This is a genomic window from Quadrisphaera sp. KR29, from assembly GCF_052644995.1.
Genome location: NZ_JBQXXG010000013.1, coordinates 1 through 22,559, shown reverse-complemented (window position 1 = coordinate 22,559; position 22,559 = coordinate 1). Strand labels below are relative to the sequence as shown.

Annotated in this window: 18 protein-coding genes and 1 tRNA gene; 14 read left to right on the top strand and 5 right to left on the bottom strand. The window is 76.4% G+C overall.

The annotated features are described in order from the left end of the window. Positions 1-190: 190 nt before the first annotated feature. Positions 191-1,429 carry an MFS transporter gene (locus ACUN9U_RS12665; protein WP_445485357.1) on the top strand — a complete coding sequence of 413 codons (1,239 nt, stop codon included), beginning with the start codon at positions 191-193 and terminating at the stop codon, positions 1,427-1,429. A gap of 161 nt (positions 1,430-1,590) precedes the next feature. Here ACUN9U_RS12665 and ACUN9U_RS12660 read toward each other — a convergent pair whose 3' ends face one another. Both ACUN9U_RS12660 and ACUN9U_RS12655 read right to left on the bottom strand, forming a co-directional pair. Further along, entirely contained in the window at positions 1,591-2,346 is a 756-nt protein-coding gene (locus tag ACUN9U_RS12660) for a ThuA domain-containing protein (RefSeq protein WP_445485356.1), read from the bottom strand. Continuing rightward, positions 2,343-3,446, bottom strand: coding sequence for a Gfo/Idh/MocA family protein (locus ACUN9U_RS12655; protein ID WP_445485355.1), 1,104 nt, complete (start codon positions 3,444-3,446; stop codon positions 2,343-2,345). The genes ACUN9U_RS12660 and ACUN9U_RS12655 overlap by 4 nt, the downstream gene beginning before the upstream one ends. 174 nt (positions 3,447-3,620) lie before the next feature. Here ACUN9U_RS12655 and ACUN9U_RS12650 point away from each other — a divergent pair. From ACUN9U_RS12650 to ACUN9U_RS12615, 8 genes are all read left to right on the top strand, one after another. Continuing rightward, positions 3,621-3,693, top strand: a tRNA-Thr gene (locus tag ACUN9U_RS12650). Between the two features lie 84 nt (positions 3,694-3,777). Next, a complete protein-coding gene (locus ACUN9U_RS12645) occupies positions 3,778-4,104 on the top strand; it encodes a putative quinol monooxygenase (protein ID WP_445485354.1) in 327 nt (108 codons plus the stop codon). Continuing rightward, positions 4,101-4,895 (top strand): GolD/DthD family dehydrogenase, encoded by a 795-nt coding sequence (locus ACUN9U_RS12640; RefSeq protein ID WP_445485353.1) that lies wholly within the window; start codon positions 4,101-4,103, stop codon positions 4,893-4,895. Before ACUN9U_RS12645 ends, ACUN9U_RS12640 begins: the two co-directional genes overlap by 4 nt. Before the next feature lie 26 nt (positions 4,896-4,921). Then, a complete protein-coding gene (locus tag ACUN9U_RS12635) occupies positions 4,922-5,764 on the top strand; it encodes a ribokinase (protein ID WP_445485352.1) in 843 nt (280 codons plus the stop codon). A gap of 34 nt (positions 5,765-5,798) precedes the next feature. Beyond that, a complete protein-coding gene (locus ACUN9U_RS12630) occupies positions 5,799-7,271 on the top strand; it encodes an aspartate ammonia-lyase (protein ID WP_445485351.1) in 1,473 nt (490 codons plus the stop codon). Positions 7,272-7,365: 94 nt separating this feature from the next. Beyond that, positions 7,366-8,370, top strand: coding sequence for a sugar phosphate isomerase/epimerase family protein (locus tag ACUN9U_RS12625; protein WP_445485350.1), 1,005 nt, complete (start codon positions 7,366-7,368; stop codon positions 8,368-8,370). 76 nt (positions 8,371-8,446) lie between these two features. Beyond that, on the top strand, positions 8,447-10,198 hold the full coding sequence (locus tag ACUN9U_RS12620) for an FAD-dependent oxidoreductase (protein WP_445485349.1): 1,752 nt from the start codon (positions 8,447-8,449) through the stop codon (positions 10,196-10,198). Further along, on the top strand, positions 10,195-11,697 hold the full coding sequence (locus ACUN9U_RS12615; RefSeq protein WP_445485348.1) for a sensor histidine kinase: 1,503 nt from the start codon (positions 10,195-10,197) through the stop codon (positions 11,695-11,697). Before ACUN9U_RS12620 ends, ACUN9U_RS12615 begins: the two co-directional genes overlap by 4 nt. Positions 11,698-11,717: 20 nt before the next feature. Here the strand turns inward: ACUN9U_RS12615 and ACUN9U_RS12610 are convergent, their stop codons facing one another. After that, on the bottom strand, positions 11,718-12,053 hold the full coding sequence (locus ACUN9U_RS12610; RefSeq protein WP_445485347.1) for a GNAT family N-acetyltransferase: 336 nt from the start codon (positions 12,051-12,053) through the stop codon (positions 11,718-11,720). 92 nt (positions 12,054-12,145) lie between these two features. Between ACUN9U_RS12610 and ACUN9U_RS12605 the strand changes: the two genes are divergently transcribed. Then, positions 12,146-12,499 (top strand): hypothetical protein, encoded by a 354-nt coding sequence (locus ACUN9U_RS12605; RefSeq protein WP_445485346.1) that lies wholly within the window; start codon positions 12,146-12,148, stop codon positions 12,497-12,499. Positions 12,500-12,508: 9 nt separating this feature from the next. On the opposite strand, the gene ACUN9U_RS12600 is transcribed toward ACUN9U_RS12605, so the two are convergent. Next, entirely contained in the window at positions 12,509-13,543 is a 1,035-nt protein-coding gene (locus ACUN9U_RS12600; RefSeq protein WP_445485345.1) for an aldo/keto reductase, read from the bottom strand. A gap of 317 nt (positions 13,544-13,860) precedes the next feature. Here ACUN9U_RS12600 and ACUN9U_RS12595 point away from each other — a divergent pair, with 317 nt between their 5' ends. Beyond that, positions 13,861-14,838: a tetratricopeptide repeat protein gene (locus ACUN9U_RS12595; protein ID WP_445485344.1), complete on the top strand. Its 978-nt coding sequence runs from the start codon at positions 13,861-13,863 to the stop codon at positions 14,836-14,838. Between the two features lie 6 nt (positions 14,839-14,844). Here the strand turns inward: ACUN9U_RS12595 and ACUN9U_RS12590 are convergent, their stop codons facing one another. Then, positions 14,845-17,124: a SpoIIE family protein phosphatase gene (locus ACUN9U_RS12590; protein WP_445485343.1), complete on the bottom strand. Its 2,280-nt coding sequence runs from the start codon at positions 17,122-17,124 to the stop codon at positions 14,845-14,847. A 216-nt stretch (positions 17,125-17,340) separates the two neighbouring features. Between ACUN9U_RS12590 and ACUN9U_RS12585 the strand changes: the two genes are divergently transcribed. Genes ACUN9U_RS12585 through ACUN9U_RS12575 form a run of 3 tightly spaced genes read left to right on the top strand, consistent with a single transcriptional unit; the run spans position 17,341 to position 22,541 of the window. Then, complete coding sequence (locus ACUN9U_RS12585) at positions 17,341-18,996, top strand: hypothetical protein (RefSeq protein WP_445485342.1); 1,656 nt, start codon at positions 17,341-17,343, stop codon at positions 18,994-18,996. 45 nt (positions 18,997-19,041) lie between these two features. Continuing rightward, positions 19,042-20,076, top strand: coding sequence for a Gfo/Idh/MocA family protein (locus ACUN9U_RS12580; protein ID WP_445485341.1), 1,035 nt, complete (start codon positions 19,042-19,044; stop codon positions 20,074-20,076). A gap of 38 nt (positions 20,077-20,114) precedes the next feature. After that, the gene (locus ACUN9U_RS12575) at positions 20,115-22,541 is read left to right on the top strand and encodes a heavy metal translocating P-type ATPase (RefSeq protein ID WP_445485340.1); all 2,427 of its coding nucleotides are present in this window, start codon (positions 20,115-20,117) and stop codon (positions 22,539-22,541) included. Positions 22,542-22,559 lie beyond the last annotated feature (18 nt).

Genomic DNA, 22,559 nt, shown 5'->3' with positions numbered 1-22,559 from the left:
GGCGACGGATCCAGCGGCGCCGGTGCCGGTGGACCGGCGATCCGCCACGCGAGCGGGCCAGCGGGACTGGGAATCAGCGGCCGGGCTCTGGCACTGTAGGGAGTGCTGGCGCGCGTCCCGGGCCGGCCCACCGCCGGGGTGCTGACCCGGCCGCGGCGCCCGTCGGCGCTGGTACCCGAACGGATCGTCGTTGTCCCTCGCCGTCTACCGCGGTGTGCTCGCGCGCCGCGGCGTCCCCGCCGTCATCCTCATCGGGCTCTTCGCCCGCATCCCGATCGCCGCCGCGCCCGTCGTCCTCACCCTCCACGTGGTGCTCGACCTCGGGCACGGCTACGGCCTGGCCGGCCTGCTCGGCGCGGCCTTCGCCGTCGGCGCCGCGGTCGGCGCCCCGCTCGTGGGCCGCACCGTCGACAGGGTGGGCCTGCGGCCCGTCGTCGCCGTCACCACCGTCGCCTCGACCGCCTTCTGGGTGGTCGCGCCGCGCCTGGAGTACCCGGTGCTGCTGCCCGCCGCGCTCCTCGCGGGCCTGCTGTCGCTGCCGGTGTTCTCCGTGACCCGCCAGGCGCTCGCGGCGATGCTCACCCCCGAGCTGCGCCGCCCCGGCTTCTCCCTCGACTCCATGGCCGTGGAGATGAGCTTCGCCGTCGGCCCCGCGGCGGGCATCGCGCTCTACACCGCGACCAGCGCGGCCACCACGCTCACCGCGGTGGCCGCTCTCGTGGTGCTGGCCGGTGCGGCGCTGTTCGTCCTCGACCCGCCGGTGCGCGACCCCGAGCTCACCCGCACCCTCGCTGCGGGCGAGCGCGCCGAGCGCCCGCGGCTGCGCAGCTGGATGAGCAGGCCCGTGGTGGCGCTGCTGCTCGTGACGTCCGCCGCCACGGTCACCGTCAGCGGCACCGACACGGCGCTGTCGGCGGTCATGACCTCGTGGGACGCCGTGCCGCACCTCGGGCTGGTCTTCGCCGTCTGGTGCCTGGCCTCCCTCGTCGGCGGCTTCGTCTTCGGGGCCATGAAGAACAGGCCGTCCCCGCTGGTGGTGCTGCTGCTGCTGGCCGGCACGGCGCTGCCGGTCTCCCTCGCGGGCAGCTGGCCGGTGCTGGCGCTGCTGGTGGTGCCCACGGGCCTGTTCTGCGCCCCGCTCATGGCGGGCACCGCGGAGGCCCTCACCCACGCCACCCCCGCCACCGTGCGCGGGCTGGTGCTGGGCGTGCACGCCTCGGCGCTGACCCTGGGTGACGCGTTCGGGGCCCCGCTGACCGGCGTGGCCGTGGACCGCTTCGGCGCCCCGTGGGGCTTCGCCGCGGTGGGCACCGGCGGGCTCGCGCTCGCGGCGCTCGCGCTGCTGGTGGGCGGCTGGCGCGTCCCGGCAGCGGCCGAGCCCGCGCCGGCCGCAGCCCCGTCGTCCCCCGAGGCCTCCCTCGCCCGCTGACGCCCTCACCCGCTGATCCGCCAGCCGGCGCCTCGACGCCCCGTCCGCGCACTCCACGCCCCTTCCCCGCACCCGACGCCCCATCGGCGGGCCCGAAGGGGCGTCGGTGGCAGCCAAGGGGCGTCAACTGCACCGGCGCCGCAGGACGGGCGCCGGGGAGGTCAGAAGCGGCGGGGCGGGTTGGTGCAGCCCAGCTGCTCCTCGCTGAGCCGCTGCACGTCGGGCCGGTGGGCCCACAGCACGGCGTTGGCGATGACCCGGCGCACGTCCGGGTGCTGGTAGACCGGGTACTCCTGGTCGCCGGGGGAGAAGTAGAAGACCTTCCCCTGCCCGCGCCGGTAGGTCACCCCGGAGCGGAAGACCTCGCCGCCGGCGAAGGTGGACAGGAACACCACCTCGTCGGGGTGGGGGATGCCGAAGGGCTCCCCGTACATCTCCTGCTTCTCGATGACAACCGGGTTGGGCACGCCCCGCGCGATCGGGTGCGAGGGGTCCGTGGTCCAGACCAGCTCGCGCTCGCCCTCGTTGCGCCACGCGAGGGAGCAGGTGGTGCCCAGCAGCCGCGTGAAGATCTTCGAGTAGTGCGCGGAGTGCAACCCGATGAAGCCCATGCCCGCGAGCACGTGGCGGTGCACGCGCGCGACCACCTCGTCGCTGACCTGCTCGTGGGCGGCGTGGCCCCACCACAGCAGCACGTCGGTGGCGGCCAGCACCTCCTCGGTGAGCCCGTGGTCGGGCTCGGAGGCCAGCGTGACCGTGCGCACCTGCGCGCGGTCGCCGAGGTGCTCGGTGATGCCCGCCGCGATGGCGCCGTGCATGCCGTCGGGGTAGATCTCCCCGATCCACTCCGGGTGCTGGCGGGCCTCGTGGACGCCCTCGTTCCAGACGGTCACCCTGACCGCTCCAGCAGCGCTCACAGCGCGACCTCCCTGTTCTCGCGGGCCGAGGCGTAGCAGGCGTCGATGATCCGGGCGCGCCCCAGCGCCAGCGACCCGTCGTGGTCCTCCCAGGCGGCGGGGTCGCCGCGGACCACGTCGACGAAGGCGTCGACCACCGCGGCGTGCCCTCGGCCGCGCTCGACCGGCACGGTCCTGTCGGCCGGCTCGCCGTCGGCGGTGAGCGGGCTGTCGGTGAAGACCCGCAGCTCGCCGAGCACCTCGGTGTCCCCGCGCACCACCAGCTCGGCGCCGCCGTCGGTGCCGCTGAGGCTCATGCCCAGCTGGTCGACGGGGTCGCGGAAGACCGCCCAGGAGGTCTCCAGCTGCAGCACGCCACCGCCCTCCAGCCGCAGGAACGCGTGGGCGAGGTCCTCCACCTCGTAGGCCGAGGGGCCGCCGGCCTGCGTCTTGCCCGCCTCGCGGCTCCCGCCCAGGCCCCGCGGGCCCAGCTCGGAGGCCGTCACGGCGCTCGCGGCGAGCACGCGCGGCTCCCCGAGCACGTGCAGCGCCCAGTCCAGGCAGTGCACGCCGAGGTCGACCAGGGGGCCGCCGCCGGAGGCCTCGGCGTTGGTGAACCAGCTGCCCAGCGTGGGGATGCCCCGGCGGCGCAGCCACCACGTCCTGGCCGCGTAGGGGCGGCCCAGCTGTCCGGAGGCCACGAGCTGGCGCAGCGCCTGCACGTCCCCGCGCTGGCGGTGGTTGAAGACCACCTCCAGCACGCGGCCGGCGCTGCGGGCCGCCTCGACCATGGTGGAGGCCTCGGGGGCGTCGCGGGCGATGGGCTTCTCGCACAGCACGTGCAGCCCGCGCTGCAGGGCGGCGACGGCGATCGGCGCGTGCAGCGCGGTGGGCACGGCGATGCTCACCGCCTGCAGGCCCTCGACCTCGAGCAGGTCCTGCCAGCGGGCCACGCGGTGCTGGACGCCGTGCGCCTCGCCCAGGGACGCGAGCAGCGCGGACTCCATGCCGGCCAGCGCCACCACCTCGACGTCGGGCCGGGCCGCGTACGCCTGCAGGTGCTGCTGCCCGGCCCACCCCAGTCCCACGACGCCGACCTTCAGGACACCCGCCTCAGCCACGGGCTCCGGTCTACCAGCCGCACCCCACCGCGACACCACGGGGGCGCGGCCGGGCGCGACGAGCGGGGCGGCGGCCGGGACGTCCGCCACCGGGCCCGGGGGCGTGCCCGGTGGACGGCCCGCCGGAGGGCCCGGCGCCCTATCCTGGGAGGGCGCCCGGCCCCGGGCGCGCCGGCCAGCATGGCGCAACTGGTAGCGCACTCGTCTTGTAAACGAGGGGTTGCGGGTTCGAGTCCCGCTGCTGGCCCTCCTCGGACCGCGCGGTCACCCGCCCGCACCTAGGCTGGCGCGCGCCGGTCGCACCGGACGCCGTCGTCCCGAGGGAGCTCCCGTGATCTTCATCGCCGTCAAGTGGCGCATCAGGCCCGAGCACGCGGACACCTGGCTGGAGTCGGTCGCGGACTTCACCGAGGCCACCCGCGCCGAGCCCGGCAACCTCTTCTTCGACTGGTCGCGCAGCGTGGAGGACCCGACCGAGTACGTGCTGCTGGAGGCCTTCACCGACGACGGCGCCGGGCCGCACGTCAGCAGCGACCACTTCCGGCACGCCATGGCCACGCTGGGCGCCAAGGTCGCCGAGCGCCCGCGCATCGTGAACTTCCAGCTGCCCCAGGACGACTGGTCGCGGCTGGGCGAGCTGCAGCTGGACGAGGCGTGAGCAGCTCGCCGCAGGCCCGCCGGGAGGTCACCGACGACGACGTCGACCTCAGCTTCCGCCTCGACGGCCGGACCGCGCTGGTCACCGGTGCGGTCTCGGGCATCGGCTCGGCCATCGCCGGCGTCTTCGCCGAGCGCGGCGCGCGCGTGGTCGTCGTCGACCTCGACGCCGGAGCCGCCCAGCGGCGCGCCGAGGAGCTGGGCGGCGGCGCCCTCGGGCTCGGCTGCGACGTCTCCGACGCGGCCAGCGTCGAGGAGGCCGTGGCCGCCGCCGTCGAGGCGACGGGAGGTGTCGACGTCCTGGTCAACTGCGCGGGCATCGTCGACCTGGCTCCCGCCGAGGACCTGTCCACCCGCGCCTGGGACCGCACCATCGCCGTCAACCTCACCGGCACCTTCCTCGTGAGCCAGGCCGTGGGCCGGCGCATGCTCGAGGCCGGGCGCGGCAAGGTCATCAGCATGGCCAGCCAGGCCGCCAGCGTCGGGCTGCTCGAGCACGCCGCCTACTGCGCCTCCAAGGCCGGCGTGGTGGGCCTGACCCGGGTGCTGGCCGCCGAGTGGGCGGGCCGCGGCGTCACCGCCAACTGCATCTCGCCCACCGTCGTGCTCACCGAGCTGGGGAAGAAGGCCTGGGCGGGGGAGAAGGGCGAGGCGGCCAAGCGGGAGATCCCCGTGGGGCGCTTCGCGGTGCCCAAGGAGGTGGCCGGAGCGGCCCTGTTCCTGGCCAGCGGGGCCTCCGACATGGTCAACGGCGCCGACCTCGTCGTCGACGGCGGGTACACCGTCCGCTGACCCGTCGTCCCCCTAGGCTCACCGCCGTGAGCCGGGTGGTCGTGCTGGGGTCGGTCAACCTCGACCTGCACCTGCAGGTGGAGCGGCACCCGCGCGGCGGGGAGACGCTGCTCGCCGGTGACCTCGAGCGCCGCTTCGGCGGCAAGGGCGGCAACCAGGCGGTGGCCTGTGCGCGGGCCGGGGCCACCACGGCGCTGGTCGGCGCGGTCGGCGACGACGAGCCCGGCCGGGAGTACCGGCGGCGGCTGGAGGCCTTCGGCGTGGACGCCGGACTGGTGCGCGAGGTCCCCGGCGCGCCGACGGGCACCGCCGTCATCTGCGTGGACGCCCGCGGGGAGAACACCATCGTCGTCGCGCCGGGCGCCAACCACCGGGTGGGCGCCGAGCACCTGGCGGCCCTGGACGGGCCGGGCGGCCTGGAGGACGGCGACGTGCTGCTGGCGCAGCTCGAGCTGCCTCTGGAGGTGGTGGCCGAGGGCGTGCGCCGCGCCGCGGCGCGCGGCGCCCGGGTGGTGCTGAACCTCGCGCCCTTCGCGGTGCTGCCGCCGGACGTGCTGGCCCTGGCCGACCCGGTCGTCGTCAACGAGCACGAGGCCGCGCTGCTCGCCGAGCAGCTCGGCGGCGACCAGCCGCCGTCGCTGCTGGTGACCCTGGGCGCGGCCGGCTCGCGCTGGGGGGACCTGGAGGTGCCCGGCGAGCGCGTCGAGGCCGTCGTGGACACCACCGGTGCCGGTGACTCCTTCTGCGGGGTGCTCGCCGCCCGCCTGGCCGCCGGTGACGACCGGCGCGCCGCGGTGGAGGCGGCGACGGCCGCGGCGGCGCTGACGGTGCAGCACGAGGGCGCCCAGCCCCCGTCGCCGCGCCCCTGAGGGGCGCACCGGGGCGCTGGCTAGGCTCACCGGCGTGTCGACGACGCAGACGACCACGGGCACGACCACGGCCGCTGGCGGGGCCGGCCAGACCCGGCGCGAGCACGACCTGCTGGGTGACCGCGAGGTCGACGCGGGTGCCTACTACGGCGTGCACACCCTGCGGGCGCTGGAGAACTTCCCCATCTCGGGCAGCCCCATCAGCACCCACCCCGACCTGGTCGTGGCGCTGGCGTGCGTCAAGCAGGCCGCGGCCCGCGCCAACGCCGAGCTGGGCCTGCTGACCCCCGAGGTCGCCGGGGCGGTCCAGGCGGCGTGCGAGGAGGTGCGCGCCGGACGGCTGCACGAGCAGTTCGTCGTCGACGTCATCCAGGGCGGCGCCGGCACCTCGACCAACATGAACGCCAACGAGGTGATCGCCAACCGGGCCATCGAGCTGCTCGGCGGCACCAAGGGCGACTACGCCGTGGTGCACCCGCTCGACCACGTCAACCGCAGCCAGTCGACCAACGACGTCTACCCCACCGCCGTCAAGGTGGCGATGCACTTCGCCATCGACAGGCTCCACACCGCCATGAAGAGCCTGTCGCAGGCCTTCGCGCGGAAGGCCGACGAGTTCGCCGACGTGCTCAAGATGGGGCGCACCCAGCTGCAGGACGCCGTCCCGATGACCCTCGGGCAGGAGTTCGCCACCTACGCGGTCATGGTCGCGGAGGACGCCGACCGCCTGGCCGAGGCAGCGGCGCTCATCCGTGAGATCAACCTGGGCGGCACGGCCATCGGCACCGGCCTGAACGCCCCCGACCGGTACGTGGAGCTCGCGGTGGCCGCGCTGCGCGAGATCAGCGGGGTGAGGGTGGTCAGCGCCGCCGACCTCGTGGAGGCCACCCAGGACGTCGGCTCCTTCGTGCAGCTCTCGGGCGTGCTCAAGCGCACCGCGGTGAAGCTGTCGAAGATCTGCAACGACCTGCGGCTGCTGTCCTCCGGGCCGCGCACCGGCTTCTCGGAGATCAACCTGCCGCCGGTCCAGGCCGGCTCCTCGATCATGCCCGGCAAGGTCAACCCGGTCATCCCCGAGGTGGTCAACCAGGTCGCCTTCGAGGTGGTGGGCAACGACGTCTCCATCTCGCTCGCCGCCGAGGGCGGCCAGCTGCAGCTCAACGCCTTCGAGCCGATCATCGCCCACAACCTCTTCGAGTCCGTGACGCACCTGACGGCCGCCTGCCGGGTGCTGGAGTCCCGCTGCGTGGTGGGCATCACCGCCAACACCGACCACCTGCGCGGGGTGGTGGAGCGCTCCATCGGCATCGTCACGGCCCTCAACCCCCACATCGGCTACGCCGCCGCCACGGACGTCGCCGCGGAGGCGCTGGCCTCCGGGCGCAGCGTCACCGAGCTGGTCGTGGAGCGGGGCCTCATGACGCCGGAGCAGGTCGACGCCGTGATGCGGCCCGAGGTGCTCATCCCGGCGCTGCAGCGCCGCGCGGCGACCGCGCGCGACGTCTGACGCCCCCGACCGAGGACCTACCGCCTGGTAGGGCCATGCTGTCCCCGACCCTGACGGGCACCCCGACGACCGCACACGAGCAGGAGCTTCGACGATGACGCGACCGATCACGCTGTTCACCGGCCAGTGGGCCGACCTGCCCTTCACCGAGGTGGCCCGCCTCGCCGGCGAGTGGGGCTTCGACGGTCTGGAGATCGCCTGCTGGGGAGACCACCTGGACCCCTACCGCGTGGTGGAGGAGGACGGCTACCTCGAGGAGAAGCAGCGGGTCCTGGCCGAGAACGGCCTGCAGGTCTTCGCCATCTCCAACCACCTCACCGGCCAGGCCGTCTGCGACGACCCGATCGACGAGCGCCACGAGGACATGCTCTCCCCGCGGGTGTGGGGCGACGGCGAGCCCGAGGGAGTGCGCCAGCGCGCCGCCGACGCCCTCAAGATGACGGCCCGCGCCGCCGCCAAGATGGGCGTGAAGACGGTCACGGGCTTCACCGGGTCCTCGATCTGGAAGTGCGTGGCGATGTTCCCGCCGCCGCCGGCCGGCATGATCGAGCGCGGCTACGAGGACTTCGCCCGCCGCTGGAACCCGATCATCGACGTCTTCGACGAGGTCGGCGTCAGGTTCGCCCTGGAGGTCCACCCCAGCGAGATCGCCTACGACTACTGGACCGCCAAGAAGACCCTCGAGGTGCTCGACAGGCCCGGCTTCGGCCTGAACTTCGACCCGTCGCACTTCATCTGGCAGGACCTGGACCCGGTGATGTTCCTGCAGGACTTCGCCGAGAAGATCTACCACGTCCACGTCAAGGAGTCGGTGCGCCACCTCGACGGGCGCAACGGCCGACTCGGCTCCCACCTGCCCTGGGCCGACCCGCGCCGCGGATGGGACTTCGTCACCGCCGGCCACGGCCACGTCGACTGGGAGCCCATCTTCCGCACTCTCAACGCCATCGGCTACGAGGGCCCCACCAGCGTGGAGTGGGAGGACGCCGGTATGGACCGCCTGGTCGGCGCCCCGCAGGCGCTGGCGATGGTCAAGGAGCTGGCGAGGATCTCCCCGCCGGCCGCCGCCTTCGACGCCGCCTTCTCCACCAAGCGCTGACGCGCCCGGGCAGGGGCGGTGGCCGCACGGCCAGCGCCCCTGCCCACGGACCCCTGCGGCGTGCGAGCCTTCGTCCGTGAGCGAGCCTGACGCCCTCTCCACCAGCCCCCCGCCCACCAGCCCCGCTCCGCCCCGCCCCGGCCCTGCCTCGCCCGGCTCCGCGGCCGCCGCACGCCCGGCCCTCCTCACCGTCGACGACGACCCCTCGGTCAGCCGCGCCGTCGCCCGCGACCTGCGGCGCCGCTACGGCGAGCGCTACCGCGTGGTGCGGGCGGAGTCCGGGCCGGCGGCGCTGGAGGCCCTGCGCGACCTCGCCCTGCGCGGCCAGCCGGTGGCCGTGCTGCTGGCCGACCACCGGATGCCCGGCATGTCGGGCATCGAGTTCCTCGAGCAGGCGATGGACCTGCACCCGGCTGCTCGCCGGGTGCTGCTGACCGCCTACGCGGACACCAGCGCCGCCATCGACGCCATCAACCTCGTCGACCTCGACCACTACCTGCTCAAGCCGTGGGACCCGCCCGAGGAGAAGCTCTACCCCGTCATCGACGCGCTGCTCGAGGCCTGGCGCCGCGACCGGCGCGCCACCGAGCGGGGCCGGCCTGAGGTCAAGGTCGTCGGGGACCGCTGGTCGCCGGACTTCTTCGCCCTGCGCGACTTCCTGGCCCGCAACCAGGTGCCCTACCGCTCGCTGCCGTCCGACCACCCGGAGGCGGGGCTGCTCCTCGCAGCCACCGGCGCGGAGGGCCTCGCCCTGCCGGTGGTCGTGCTCCCCGACGGCGGCTGGCTGGAGCGCCCGACCGAGGCCCGCCTCGCCGCGGCCGTGGGCCTGCACACCACCGCCGACGCCGACTTCTACGACCTCGTCGTGGTCGGGGGCGGGCCCGCCGGCCTGGGGGCGGCGGTGTACGGCGCCTCGGAGGGGCTGCGCACGGTGCTGCTCGAGCGCAGCGCCACCGGCGGGCAGGCCGGGCAGAGCTCCCGCATCGAGAACTACCTGGGCTTCCCCGACGGCGTCTCCGGCGCCCAGCTCACCGACCGCGCACGCCGCCAGGTCGACAGGTTCGGCGTGGAGGTCATCACCGCCGGCGACGCGGTGGCCCTGGAGGCCGAAGGACCGGCCCGCACGGTGGTGCTGTCCGACGGCTCACGGGTCTCCGGGCACGCCGTGGTGCTCGCCACGGGCGTCTCCTACCGCACCCTCGACGTCCCCGGCGTGGAAGCGCTCACCGGGGCGGGGGTCTACTACGGCTCCGCCCTCACCGAGGCCGCCGGGTGCGAGGGCGCCGACGTCCACGTCGTCGGGGGCGCCAACTCCGCGGGCCAGGCGGCGGTCTTCCTCGCGGGCCGGGCGCGCTCGGTGACCGTGCTCGTGCGCGGCGCGGGCCTGGAGGCCACCATGTCCGACTACCTGGTCAAGCAGCTGGCGGCCCTGGCCAACGTCACCGTCCGCACCGGCACCGAGGTGGTCGAGGCCCGCGGCGAGGGGCGCCTGCAGCGCCTCGTGCTCGCCACGCCGCAGGGCCGCGAGGAGGTGCCCTCGGACCGGCTGTTCGTCTTCATCGGGGCCGCGCCGCGCACCGACTGGCTCGACGGCACCGCCGTGCGCGACGAGCGCGGCTACGTCGTGGCCGGACCGGACCTCCTGCGCGGCGGCGATCCGCCGCCGGGCTGGGACCTGCAGCGCGACCCCTACCACCTGGAGGCCTCCGTGCCGGGCGTCTTCGTGGCCGGTGACGTGCGCTCCGGGTCGGTCAAGCGGGTCGCCTCGGCCGTGGGCGAGGGCGCCATGGCCGTCACCCTCGTGCACCGCTACCTGGAACAGCGGTGACCCCCTCCGGCGCTGGACCCGGCGTGCTGACCCCCGCCGAGGAGCTCCGCTGCACCCCCGAGCTCCTGCGCACCCTGTTCCTCTTCGAGGAGCTGACCGACGCCCAGCTCACCTGGATCTGCGAGCGCAGCGCCCTGCGCCGCGTCGGGGCCGGCCCGCTGTTCACCGAGGGGGAGCCGGCGCGGCTGTTCTGGGTGCTCGTCGAGGGCGAGGTGGTCATCAGCCGCCGGGTCGGCGCGGACGACGTGGAGGTCTCGCGCACCTCCCAGCGCGGCGTCTACATGGGCGCCACCCAGGGCTACCTCGGGGAGCGCGCGGCGCCGGACTACGGCAACAGCGCGCGCACCACCCGCCCCAGCGTGCTGCTGGAGCTGGAGGCCCCGGTGCTGGAGACGGTGCTGCGGGAGTGGTTCCCCATGGCCGCCCACCTCCTGGAGGGCCTCTACGAGGGCATGCGCACCAGCCAGCAGCGCGTCGCGGAGCGCGAGCGCCTGCTGGCGCTGGGCGCGCTGTCCGCGGGCCTCACCCACGAGCTCAACAACCCCGCCGCCGCCGCCGTGCGCGCCGTCGAGGCGCTGCGCGAGCGCGTCGCGGGCATGCGCCACAAGCTGGAGTTCATCGGCAGCGGACGCCTGGAGCCGGCCACCATCGCCGCCCTCATCCGCTTCCAGGAGGAGGCGGTCCGCCGCGCGGCCAAGGCCCCCGTGCTGGGGCCCGTGGAGGCCGGCGAGCGCGAGGACGCCGTGGCCGACTGGCTGGACGAGCACGGTCTGCCGGGCTCCTGGGACGTCGCGCCGGTCTTCGTGGCCGGCGGCCTGGACGTCGACTGGCTCGAGACCGTCGCCGCGACGGCCTCCGAGGGCGCCCTCCCCGGCGCCGTCGGGTGGCTGCGGTACACGGTGGAGACCGAGCTGCTCATGGGGGAGATCGCCGAGTCCGCCACCCGCATCTCCCACCTCGTGGGCGCCGCGCAGCAGTACTCCCAGCTCGACAGGGCCCCGTTCCGCGACGTCGACCTGCACGAGCTGCTCGACTCCACCCTGACGATGCTCGGCGGCAAGCTCTCCGGCGTGCGGGTGCTCAGGGAGTACGACCGGACGCTGCCCCTGGTGCCCGCCTACGGCGCGGAGCTCAACCAGGTGTGGACCAACCTCGTGGTCAACGCCGTCGCCGCCATGGCGCAGCAGCCCGAGGGCTCGCGCGAGCTGGTGGTGAGGACGCTGCGCTCCGGCGACTGCGCCGTCGTGGAGGTCCAGGACAGCGGCCACGGCATCGACCCCCAGGTGGTGGGACGCATCTTCGAGCCGTTCTTCACCACCAAGCCGGTCGGGGAGGGGACGGGCCTGGGCCTGGACATCTCCTGGCGCATCGTCACCCACAAGCACCGCGGTTCCCTGACGGTGCGGTCGCGCCCCGGCCAGACGGTGTTCCGGGTCGAGCTGCCCCTGCAGGGGCCGGGACCGGAGAGCGACGACGCCGGGGCCCCCGCGGCGCGCTGACCGGTGCTGGCCGGCGCCGGTCAGCGCCCCGGTGCCACCAGGTCCTCGAACCCGGGGTGGCTGGCCAGCCACCGCGAGACGTACGGGCACACCGCGGCGGCCCGCCGGCCGTCCTCCCGGGTCGCCTCCAGGGCCCGGCGCACGACCGCGCTGGCCAGACCGCGTCCGCTGAAGGCCTGTCCGACCTCGGTGTGGACGAAGACGCGCCGGTCCCCGGTCTCGAAGTACTCGGTGAAGCCCGCGCGCCGGCCCCCCACGCGCACCTCGAAGCGCCGCTGCTCGGGCACGTGGACCACCACCACCCGCGCCTCGGCCAGCGGGGGGAGGGCGACGGCTGGAGGGTCGGCGACGGCCATGGGCGATCGTCACCCGCCCGGTCGGGCCCGGGGCCGCCCGAAACGCACTCGTCACACGGGCGCACCCGGCCACCGGCGCCTAGCGTCGGTGCGTGGCCACCGGTGCGACGCCCCACGGGCCCCCCGTGACGCCCGACGGCCGGTACCTGGTGGTGCGCGGGCGCCTGTGGCGGCGAAGCGACCCCCGCCTCCCCGACGCCGAGCGCGAGCGCCTCGTGGCCGAGCTCATGGCCGCCCGGCGCGCCAAGGCGGCTGCCCTGCGCTCGCGGGACGAGCCGGCCCGCGCCGACGCCCGCCGGCGGGTGCAGGCGGCCAAGGAGGCCCTCGGGGAGCGCGGGCCGGTGTGGTGGGACGACGGCGCGCCGGACCTGACGCGGCACCTGGCCAGGACCACCGCCTACGCGGACTGGTTCGCCGACCAGGGGGTGGCGGGGCCGCAGCCCTGAGGTCCCTGGTCAGCCGTTGGTGAGCCGCGCCATGTGCTCGGGGTAGCGCTCGCCCTGCACCTGCACCTGCTCGTAGGCGGCGTCGACGGCGGCGACGTCCTCGGCGGTGAGGTCCAGGTCGAGCGCGCCGAGGTTCTCCTCCAGCCGGCTCAGGCGCCGCGTGCCGGGGATGGGCACCACCCAGGGGCGCTGGGCCAGCAGCCAGGCGAGCGCGATCTGCCCCGTGGTGGCGCCCTTCGCGCGGGCGATCTCACCGAGCAGGTCCAGCAGCGCCTGGTTGGCCGCGAGCGCCTCGGGGGTGAACCGGGGGAGCCCCGCGCGGATGTCGCCGTCGCCGAAGGTGCTGGCGGCGCTGACGCCCCCGGTGAGGAAGCCGCGGCCGAGCGGGCTGAACGGCACCAGGCCGATGCCGAGCTCGTCCAGGGTCGGCAGCACCTCGGCCTCGACGTCGCGGAACCAGATCGAGTACTCGCTCTGCAGGGCCGTGACCGGGTGCACGGCGTGAGCGCGGCGGATGGTCGCGGCGCTGGCCTCCGACAGCCCGAAGTGCTTGACCTTGCCCTCGGCCACCAGCTCGCCGACCACGCCCGCGACGTCCTCGATCGGCACGGCCGGGTCCACGCGGTGCTGGTAGAGCAGGTCGATGACGTCGGTGCGCAGTCGTCGCAGGCTGGCCTCCACGACCTCCCGGACGTGCTCCGGGCGGCTGTCCGTGCCGCCGGGGCCGCCGTGCCGGCGGGAGCCCTCCTCGATGGCGAAGCCGAACTTGGTGGCGATCACCACGTCGTCGCGCACCGGCTCGAGGGCCTCCCCGACGAGCTCCTCGTTGTCGTGGGGGCCGTAGACCTCGGCGGTGTCGAACAGCGTGACCCCCCGCTCGACCGCCCCGCGGATGACCGCGACCATCTCCTCCCGGCTGCCGGGGTTGGGGCCGAAGGACTGGCTGAAGCCCATGCAGCCCAGGCCGAGGGCGGAGACCTCCAGCGCCGTGCCGCCGGTGGTCGATCCCAGGGTGCGCGTGGTGACCGCGCCGTGGTTGCTCACGACGACGACGCTAGGCCGCCTCCCCGCGCGGGGCCACGCCGCGCGCCGGCACGCAGCCCGCTCCCGCCCGCGTGTCGCCGGCGGTGGCGCGCCGCGGCGCGGGATGCTCGGTGGGGTCCGCAGCGCTCGGCGCACCCGCGCGCTGCTGCTGCTGCTGCACACCCCTGCGTCGGCCCCGTCGGCCCCGTCGGCCCCGGCTCCGGGAGCCTCGCCGACCTCGCCCGTCCCGCGCACGCTGCCGCTCGCGCGCACCGCCGGCGCGGTGCGGGCCGGCGGCTGACCGCTCGCGCCTCCGAGGGCCTTGGCACAGTACGGGGGTGGAGCAGACGGGGGCTGACGGCGCGGCGGCGGCCGCCGAGCACGACCGCGGGGTCGACGCCGCCGAGGCGGGTCGTCACGGGGAGGCCGCCGAGGCCTTCGCGCGCGCCGCCGCCCTGGGGGACCGGGACGCCCTGCTCGGGCTGGGCAACGCGCTGCTGGACCTCGGGCGGGACGCCGAGGCCGAGGCGGTCTTCGCCCGGGCCGTCGAGGGCGGCGACCCCCTGGCGGGGCTGAACCTCGGCATCGCCCGCGAGCGCCTCGAGGACTGGGGCGGCGCCGAGCGCGCCTACCAGGTGGCCCGGGGGGCCGGTGACCCGCGCGCGCTGGTCTTCCTCGCCGACGTGTGGCGCTGGCACGGGACCGACCCGGGGGTCTCGGGCGGTGAGGACGACGCGCGCGACCTCCTGCGCGCGGCCGCCGCCGCGGGGGACCCCGAGGCCAGCGCCGTGCTCGGCACGTGGCTGTTCAGCGAGGCCGCCGGCGGCGGCTCGGGCCCCGGGGGCGGCGCCGACGACGCCGTCGCGGCCCTGCCGCCGGGCGGTGAGCTGGAGCGGCTCCTGCGCGCGGGGGCCGTCGTCGACGTCGACGCCCGCGGCGACCTGGCCTGGCTGCTGCGCCTGCGCGGCGTGCGCCGCGGTGACGGCGCCGCGCACGCCGAGGCCCTGGCCCTGCTGCGCGCCGGAGCCGCCGAGGGCGACCCCACCAGCGCCATCCGCCTGGCGCTGGTGCTGGAGGAGGACCTGGGCGACCTCGACGGCGCCGAGCGGGCGCTGCGTGCCCTCGCCGAGGGTGGTGAGGCGAGGGCGTGGAACAACCTGGGCCTGCTGCTGGAGCGGCGCGGGCGGGTGGTGGAGGCGCGCCGGATGCTCTCGCGCGGCGTGCGCGCGGGAGACGTGCTCGCCGCCAAGAACCTGCGCTCGTTCCTCGTGCGCCACCACCCGGCCCAGGTGGCCGAGGGCACCGCGCCGCTGTGACGCGCGTCAGGCCGGCAGCACCCGCAGGGCCAGGACGGCGACGTCGTCGGCGGCGTGGCTGGGCAGCAGGCGCAGGAGCACCGCGTCGACCAGCACCTCCAGGTCCAGCTGGTGCGCCCGCAGGGCCACCAGCTCGTCCTGCAGCCGGCGCAGGCCGGCGTCCAGGGGCTGCCCCCGCCGCTCGACCAGGCCGTCGGTGTACAGCAGCACGGTGGTGCCGGGCGCCAGGGCGGTGCGCAGCTCCTGGCGGGGCACCTCGGCCTTGACGCCGAGCAGCAGGTCGGTGGTCTCGCTGGTGAGCGTGCTGACCGACCCGTCGGGCGCCACCACGACCGGCGGCGGGTGGCCGGCGTTGGACCACAGCAGCTCGCCATCCTCCCAGCGCGCCACCAGGGCGGTGGCCGTGGTGTCCAGGCGCAGCACCGACATGACCCGGTCGGTGCTGGCCACCACGGCGGCCGGCCCGTCGTCGCCGGCCGCCCCGAGGGCCCTGACGATGGAGCGCAGCTGGGCCATGCCGGCGGCGGCCTGGGTGTCGTGGCCCATGACGTCGCCGATGGTGAGCACCACTGCCCCGCCGGGCTGGACGAAGGCGTCGTAGAAGTCGCCGCCCACCTGCGCGGCCTCCGCGGCCGCGGCGTACCGCACCGCCAGCTCCAGGCCGTGCGGGGCCGTCGGGCTCGTCAGGGTGAGCAGCGAGCGCTGCAGCCCGGCGGCGAGGTCGCGCTGCTGGCGGTAGAGGCGGGCGATGTCGAGCGCCAGCCCGGCGCGGATGGCGATGTCCGCGCCCAGCGCCAGCTGGCCCTCCGTCAGCGGCGGCCGGCCGGGACCGGTGCACACGGTCAGCAGCCCGACGGTGCGGTCGCGGCCCCGCAGCGGGAAGGTCGCGACGGAGGAGGGCGCCAGCTGCTCCAGCAGGTGCTGGGCCTCGCCGTGCATGAGGGGGGTGAGGACCTCGGTGGGAGAGGCCCCCGCCTGGTCGGCGGGCGCGTCGTGGCGCGGCTCGCCGTCGACGAGCAGCGAGCTGAGCACCTGGCGGCCCGCCGTCGTCAGGTGGGTCAGCCGTACCCGGCAGTAGGCCTCGAGCAGGGGCTGGACGGCGGGGTCGACGTGGGCGCACGCCACGTCGCGCAGGTCGCGCCCCGACACGCTCGCCCCGAGGGGGGAGCCGTCGGAGCCGGTGGGCCGTGACGCGGTCGATGAGGGGTCGCGCGCGTCGTCCCCGACGATCGCCAGGATCGCGAAGTCGCCGAGGTGGGGCAGCACGAGGCCCGCGAGGCGCTGCATGGCCTGCTCGCCGTCGGTGGTGGAGCTGAGCTGGCGGGTCACCTCGGCCAGCAGCGCCAGGCGCTGGCGCGCCTTCTCCGCCTCGGCGCGGGCCGCGCGCTCCGCGGCGAGGGCGCGGTCGCGCTCGGCGTCGGCGGCGACCCGGCCGGAGACGTCGGTCTGGATGCCGACGACGTGGGTGACGCGGCCCTCGGCGTCGCGCACGGGGCTGAGGGCCAGCTGGTTCCAGAAGGCCGAGCCGTCCTTGCGGTAGTTGAGCAGCGTGGCCGTGATGGACTCGCCCGCCCGGACGGCATCGCGCAGCTGCCGGCGCACCTCGGGGTCGGTCCCCGGTCCCTGCAGGAAGCGGCAGTTGCGCCCGACGGCCTCCTCGAAGGTGTAGCCGGTGACCGCGGTGAAGGCCGGGTTGACCCAGGCGAGCGCGACGTCGGGGTCGCCGGCGTCGGCGACGGTGAAGGACAGCCCCGTGGCCACCACCGCGGAGGAGCGCAGCGCGTCGCCGCCGTCGTCGAGCACGGGGTCGACGTCCGCGAGGTGGCCGTCGAGGTGGGCGGCCACGGCGCGCTCCTGCGCGGCCGCGCGGTCGCGCAGCGGCAGCAGCACCACCAGGGCGTGGTCGCTGAGGTTGGGCGCTCCGTCGAGCGGGAGCGCGACCACCCACAGCGGCTCGCGGCGGCTGCCGAGGTCGCTGGAGCGCGCCGCGGAGACGCCCTGGCCGGCGACCGGCTCGAAGCGGGCGACCCGCGACAGGGGGTGGTCGGTCTCGGACAGCGGCGCGCCGTCCAGGTCGCGCAGGTCGGCCCTCCGCGACCACTCCTCCGTGCTGGCCGGCAGCGGCAGGCCGGGCGCCACCTGCTGGGCCACGGCGTTGGCGTAGACGACCTGCTGAGCGGCCAGGTCGACCATGAGCACAGCAGCCGGCGCGTCGGAGCGGACCTCGCTCAGGGCGGGCGCGGGGAGGGTCGCCCGTGCGCCGTCCGACGTGCTCGAGCCGCGCACCACCGACCTCCCCACCTGCGTCCTGACGCCTTGCCGACCGATGAACCTCGCACAGCCTCACACCTGTGGCAAGGCGCCGCCGAGCCGGTCATCCGGACGTCGCGCCGCCGTGCGCCCGCCGGCCGCGCCCGGCCTGCCGCGGCTCGGGAGCAGCAGCGGGCCACCACCGGTGCGGCGGCGCTTGAGCCCCCGCCCTCGCGTGCCGATGCCCGGAGGGTGACCAGCACCGCCGTGGACCCCGGACCCGGGGCGCCCGTGCCCGCGAGCGCGCCAGCGGCGCCCTCCGCCCCGCCCGCGGGGGTCCGCTTCGGCTCCACGCGCCGGGGCCTGCGCGTCGCGTGGCTGCCCTCGGAGGGGCCGGTGCGCGCCCGCCTGGCCTTCCGCGTCGGCACCGCCGACGAGGGCCTGCCCGAGCGCGGCCTGACCCACCTGGTGGCCCACCTCGCGCACCGCTTCACCGAGGTCGGGCAGGAGGCGGGCGGGGGCCGGCGGCCGAGCGAGCCGTGGCACGCGCCCTGCACCTCCCCGCTGGAGGTCGCCTTCGTCGCGACCGGCACCGACGAGGAGGTCCGCGACCACCTGGTCGCCGTGTGCGAGGGCCTGGCGTCGCTGGCCGAGGTGCTCCCCGAGAAGCTCGCCCACGAGGCGGGCTGCGCCGAGCGGGAGTCGCTGCTGCACCTGCCCACGAGCTGGGACCTGCTCCGCACCACCCGCCACGGCTCGACCGGCTGGGGCCACCGCGCCGCTCCCGAGCTCGCGCTGGCCACCGCCGACGCCACCGCCGTGACGGGGTGGGTGGAGCGCTGGTTCACCGCGTCCAACGCCGTGCTCGCCGTCCGCGGGCCCCAGCCCCCGGCGTGGGTGCTGCCGCTGCTGTCCGGGTCGCCGTCGCCCGCGCCGCGGCCGGCGGAGCAGGAGCTGTCGACCCCCGCGGTGGTGGCCGGCCCGCCCGGCGTCGTCGCGGTGTCCGCGCTCGCCCAGGACAGCGCGGCGCTGCGCGCCGGCTGGTGGTGGCTGCGGCACCTGGTCGCCGAGGAGCTGGGTGCCCGGGTCCCCGGCCCCGCCGACGTCGAGGTCCAGGTCACCGCCGTCGGCGGCGGTGCCGTCGAGCTGTGCCTGGCGCTGAGCGCGAGCGCCGAGGCGGGGCAGGAGGCCCTGCACGCCGTGCAGGAGGCCACCGCCCGCGCGTGCAGCGAGCCGCCGCCCGCCGAGGAGCTGGCCCGCTGGGCCGCGAGCCTCGTCCCTCTCGGCGCGACGGCGGCCCTCGAGGAGCTCGCCGGCGCCTGGCTGCTGTCCGGTGAGGTCGAGCCGCCCACCGCCGCCCCCGGCGAGCTGCTGCGCGCGCAGGCCGGGGGAGTGCGACCCGCCGCCGTGGCTCAGGCCCTGCGCGAGGCGCTGGGCACCGGCCTGCTGCAGGTGCCCCGTGACGTCGAGGCACCCGCCGGGGTGCCGCTGGCCGGCCCGCCCGCTGCCCCGGAGCCCACCGGAGGCACGTGGGTCTCCACCCGCGGCGCCGGGCGCCTCGTGGTGGGCGCGGAGGGGGTCCTCCTCCAGCACGAGGACGGGACCACCGACGGCGCCGCCTGGGACCGCGCCGCGGCCGTCGTGCACCTGCCCGGGGGCGCCCGGGTGGTGCTCGACGCGTGCGGCGCCGAGGTGGTGGTCGACCCGACCGCCTGGGTGGGGGGCGACGCCGCCGTCGAGGCGCTCGACGCCCACGCCCCGAGCCCTCTCGTCGTCGTCCTCCCCGACGGTCGGCCCGACGCGGCCGTCCCGGCTCGTCAGAGCCGGGCGGGGCTCCACCGGCTGCTCGGCGCCGCGAGGTCGCTCGCAGTGCCGCGGCGAGGGGGCCCGCGCCGTTCCGGCGCCTGACCCCCCGGCCTGGCCGCTGACCCGGAGGTGGACCAGTCTCAGCGCATGAGGCTGGTGCACGTCGGGCTCGGGGGCTGGGGCGGGGACTGGGAGCGCACGGTGCTGCCGCGGGTGCCCGAGGTCGAGCGCGTCGCGGTCGTCGAGCCCGACCGCGCGCGCCTGGCGGCCTTCCGGCGCGCCCACGGGCTGCCCGACGACGCCTGCGCGACCTCCCTGGAGCAGGCCCTGCAGCAGGTGCGGGCCGACGGCGTGCTGGTCACCGCCCCTGTGGGAGCGCACGTTCCGCTGGCGCTGGAGGCCCTGGAGGCGGGGCTGCACGTGCTGGTCGAGAAGCCCTTCGCACCCGCGGTCGAGGAGGCGCTCACCGCGGTTTCCCGTGCCGAGCAGCTCGGCCTGGTGCTGCAGGTCAGCCAGAACTACCGCTCGTACCCCGCCCCGCGGGCCGCGCGCGATCTGCTGCGCCGCGGTGCCCTCGGCGAGCTGTCTGGCGTCTCGGTGGACTTCCGGAAGTGGGCCAACGACGAGCCCGCCCAGACCCACCCGCACTACCGCTTCCCCCAGCCGCTGCTGGTGGACATGGCGGTCCACCACGTCGACCTGCTCCGCTTCGTCACCGGCAGGGAGGTCGAGCGCGTCCGCGCGGTGGCGTCCTCCCCGTCCTGGAGCAGGTTCGACCAGCCGGCGGCGGCATCGGCGCTGCTCGAGATGTCCGACGGTCTGGTGGTCAGCTACCGCGGCAGCTGGCTCTCGCGAGCGAGGCCGACGCCGTGGGCGGGGGAGTGGAGCGCCACCGGGGAGCTCGGGGAGCTGTCCATGGCCAGCCGCCACGGGGGGAGCGCGCCGCCGGTCGACGACTCGCTCGTGCTGCGGGGGCGCGACGGGGTCGAGTCCCCCGTGCCGCTGCAGGTGCCGGAGCTGTGGGGGCGCGCGGCCGGGCTGCGCCAGTTCGCCCGCGCCGCGGCTGGTGGACCGCCGCCGGAGGTCACCGGCCGGGACAACCTCGCCACCCTCGCCGCGGTGGAGGCGCTGGTGCGCTCGTCGGAGTCCGGACGGGTCGAGGAGGTCCTCACCCCGCGCTGAGGTCCCTGACCAATACCCCCCGGGGGTACTCTTGCAGGGTGGCTGAGCACCGGCACGCGCCCACCAAGACGGCTGCGGGGTCGACCGACCCCGTCTGCGGCATGACCGTCGACCCCGACGGCCCCCTCACCGCCGAGCGCGACGGGCGGCGGTACGCCTTCTGCTCGGAGCACTGCCGCTCGCGGTTCACCGCCGGCGACGCGGGGGCCCACGGGCACGAGGTCCACGGGCACGAGGTCCACGGGCACGAGGTCCACGGGGCCCACGGGCACGGAGGGCGGGAGCGCCGCCACCACGACGACGCGACGGCCACGCACACGTGCCCCATGCACCCCGAGGTCCGCCAGCAGGGCCCGGGCAGCTGCCCCGAGTGCGGCATGGCGCTGGAGCCGGTGGAGGTGAGCGCCGACGCCGGGCCGAACCCCGAGCTCGCGGACATGTCGCGGCGCCTGCGCGTCGCCGCCGTGCTCGCGGCGCTCGTCGTCCTGCTGGAGATGGGCGGCCACTACCTCCCGGTGGTGCACGAGGTCGTGCCGCCCGCAGCCTCCGCCTGGGTGCAGCTGGTGCTGGCCACGCCAGTGGTGCTGTGGGCGGGGTGGCCCTTCCTGCAGCGCGGGTGGACGTCGGTGCGGACGCGCCGGCTGAACATGTTCACCCTCATCGCGCTCGGCGTCGGGGTCGCCTGGCTGTACAGCCTGGTCGCCACGCTCGCCCCGGGAGCCTTCCCGGCGCAGCTGCGCGGGCAGGACGGGCTGCCCGACGTCTACTTCGAGCCGGCGGCGGTCATCGTGGCGCTGGTGCTCGTGGGCCAGGTGCTCGAGCTGCGGGCGCGCGAGCGGACCTCCGGCGCGGTGCGCGCCCTGCTGGGCCTCGCGCCGCCGACAGCCCTGCGCGTCGCGCGCGCGGCCGCGGGCGAGCACACCGGCCATCACGCCGGCCAGCTCCCCGGCCAGGAGGCCGAGGTCCCGCTGGAGGACGTGGCCGTCGGCGACCTGCTGCGGGTGCGGCCCGGGGAGCGGGTCCCCGTCGACGGCGTCGTGGTCGAGGGCCGCTCGAGCGTCGACGAGTCCATGGTCACCGGCGAGCCGATGCCCGTCAGCAAGGACGTGGGCGACGCCGTGGTCGGCGGCACCACGGCGTCCGGCGGCGGCTTCCTCATGCGCGCCGAGGGCGTCGGGCGGGACACGGTGCTGGCCCGCATCGTCGCGTCCGTCCAGGAGGCGCAGCGCTCGCGGGCCCCCGTCCAGCGCGTCGCGGACCGGGTCTCGGCCGTCTTCGTGCCCGTGGTCGTCGCGGTGGCCGTCCTGGCCTTCCTGGTGTGGGCGCTCGCGGGTCCCGAGCCGCGGCTGCCGCACGCCCTCGTCGTCGCGGTGTCCGTGCTGATCATCGCCTGCCCCTGCGCCCTGGGGCTGGCGACGCCGATGTCGATCGGCGTGGGCGTGGGGCGGGGCGCCCAGCTCGGCGTGCTCGTGAGGGACGCCGAGGCCCTCGAGCGCCTCGAGCGCGTGGACGTCGTCGTGCTGGACAAGACGGGCACCCTCACGCGGGGCCGCCCGTCGGCCCGCCTGGTCGCCACCGCGCCGGGCTTCGACGACGCCGACGTGCTGCGCTGGGCAGCGGCCGCTGAGCGCGGCAGCGAGCACCCGCTGGCGCGGGCGGTGGTGCAGGCCGCGACGGAGCTCGGGCTGCCGCCCTCGCCCGCGGACGCCTTCGAGGCACCGGCGGGCCGCGGCGTCAGGGCCCTGGTCGAGGGACGCCGCGTGCTGGTGGGCAGCCCCGCGTTCCTCCAGGAGGAGGGGGTGCGGGCCGGCCTGGCGCTCGCGGGGCGGGCGGACGCGGTGCGGGCCGTGGGCGGGACGGCCGTCCTCGTCGCCGTCGACGGCGAGGAGGCCGGGCTGCTCGCCGTGACGGACGAGGTGCGCGAGAGCACCCCGCCGGCCCTCGCGGCCCTGCGGGCGCAGGGCCTGGACGTCGTCATGCTCACGGGTGACGCCCGGGCGACCGCGCAGGCGGTGGCGGCGCAGCTGGGCGTGCAGCGCGTCGAGGCCGAGGTGCGCCCCGAGGAGAAGGCCGCAGTGGTCTCGCGCCTGCGGGAGCAGGGGCGCGTGGTGGCCATGGTGGGGGACGGTGTGAACGACGCCCCCGCCCTGGCGGCCGCCGACGTCGGCGTCGCCATGGGGTCGGGCACCGACGTCGCCGTCGAGGGCGCCGGGGTGGTGCTGCTGCTCAGCGACCTGCAGGCCCTGGTGCGGGCCCGCGCCCTGTCACGGGCCACCATGCGCAACATCCGGCAGAACCTCTGGTTCGCCTTCGCCTACAACGGCCTGGGCATCCCCCTGGCCGCTGGCGTGCTCTACCCCGCCGTGGGCGTGCTCCTGTCGCCCGAGGTGGCCGCCGCGGCGATGGCCCTCAGCTCCGTCAGCGTCACCGGCAACGCCCTGAGGCTGCGGCGCACCCCCCTGTGAGGCCGCCCCACGGCCTCG

Coding starts and splice junctions, on each gene's coding strand:
- ACUN9U_RS12625 (WP_445485350.1), top strand. CDS start 7,366: ATGACGCGACCGATCACGCTGTTCACCGGCCAGTGGGCCGACCTGCCC.
- ACUN9U_RS12610 (WP_445485347.1), bottom strand. CDS start 12,053: ATGGCCGTCGCCGACCCTCCAGCCGTCGCCCTCCCCCCGCTGGCCGAG.
- ACUN9U_RS12580 (WP_445485341.1), top strand. CDS start 19,042: ATGAGGCTGGTGCACGTCGGGCTCGGGGGCTGGGGCGGGGACTGGGAG.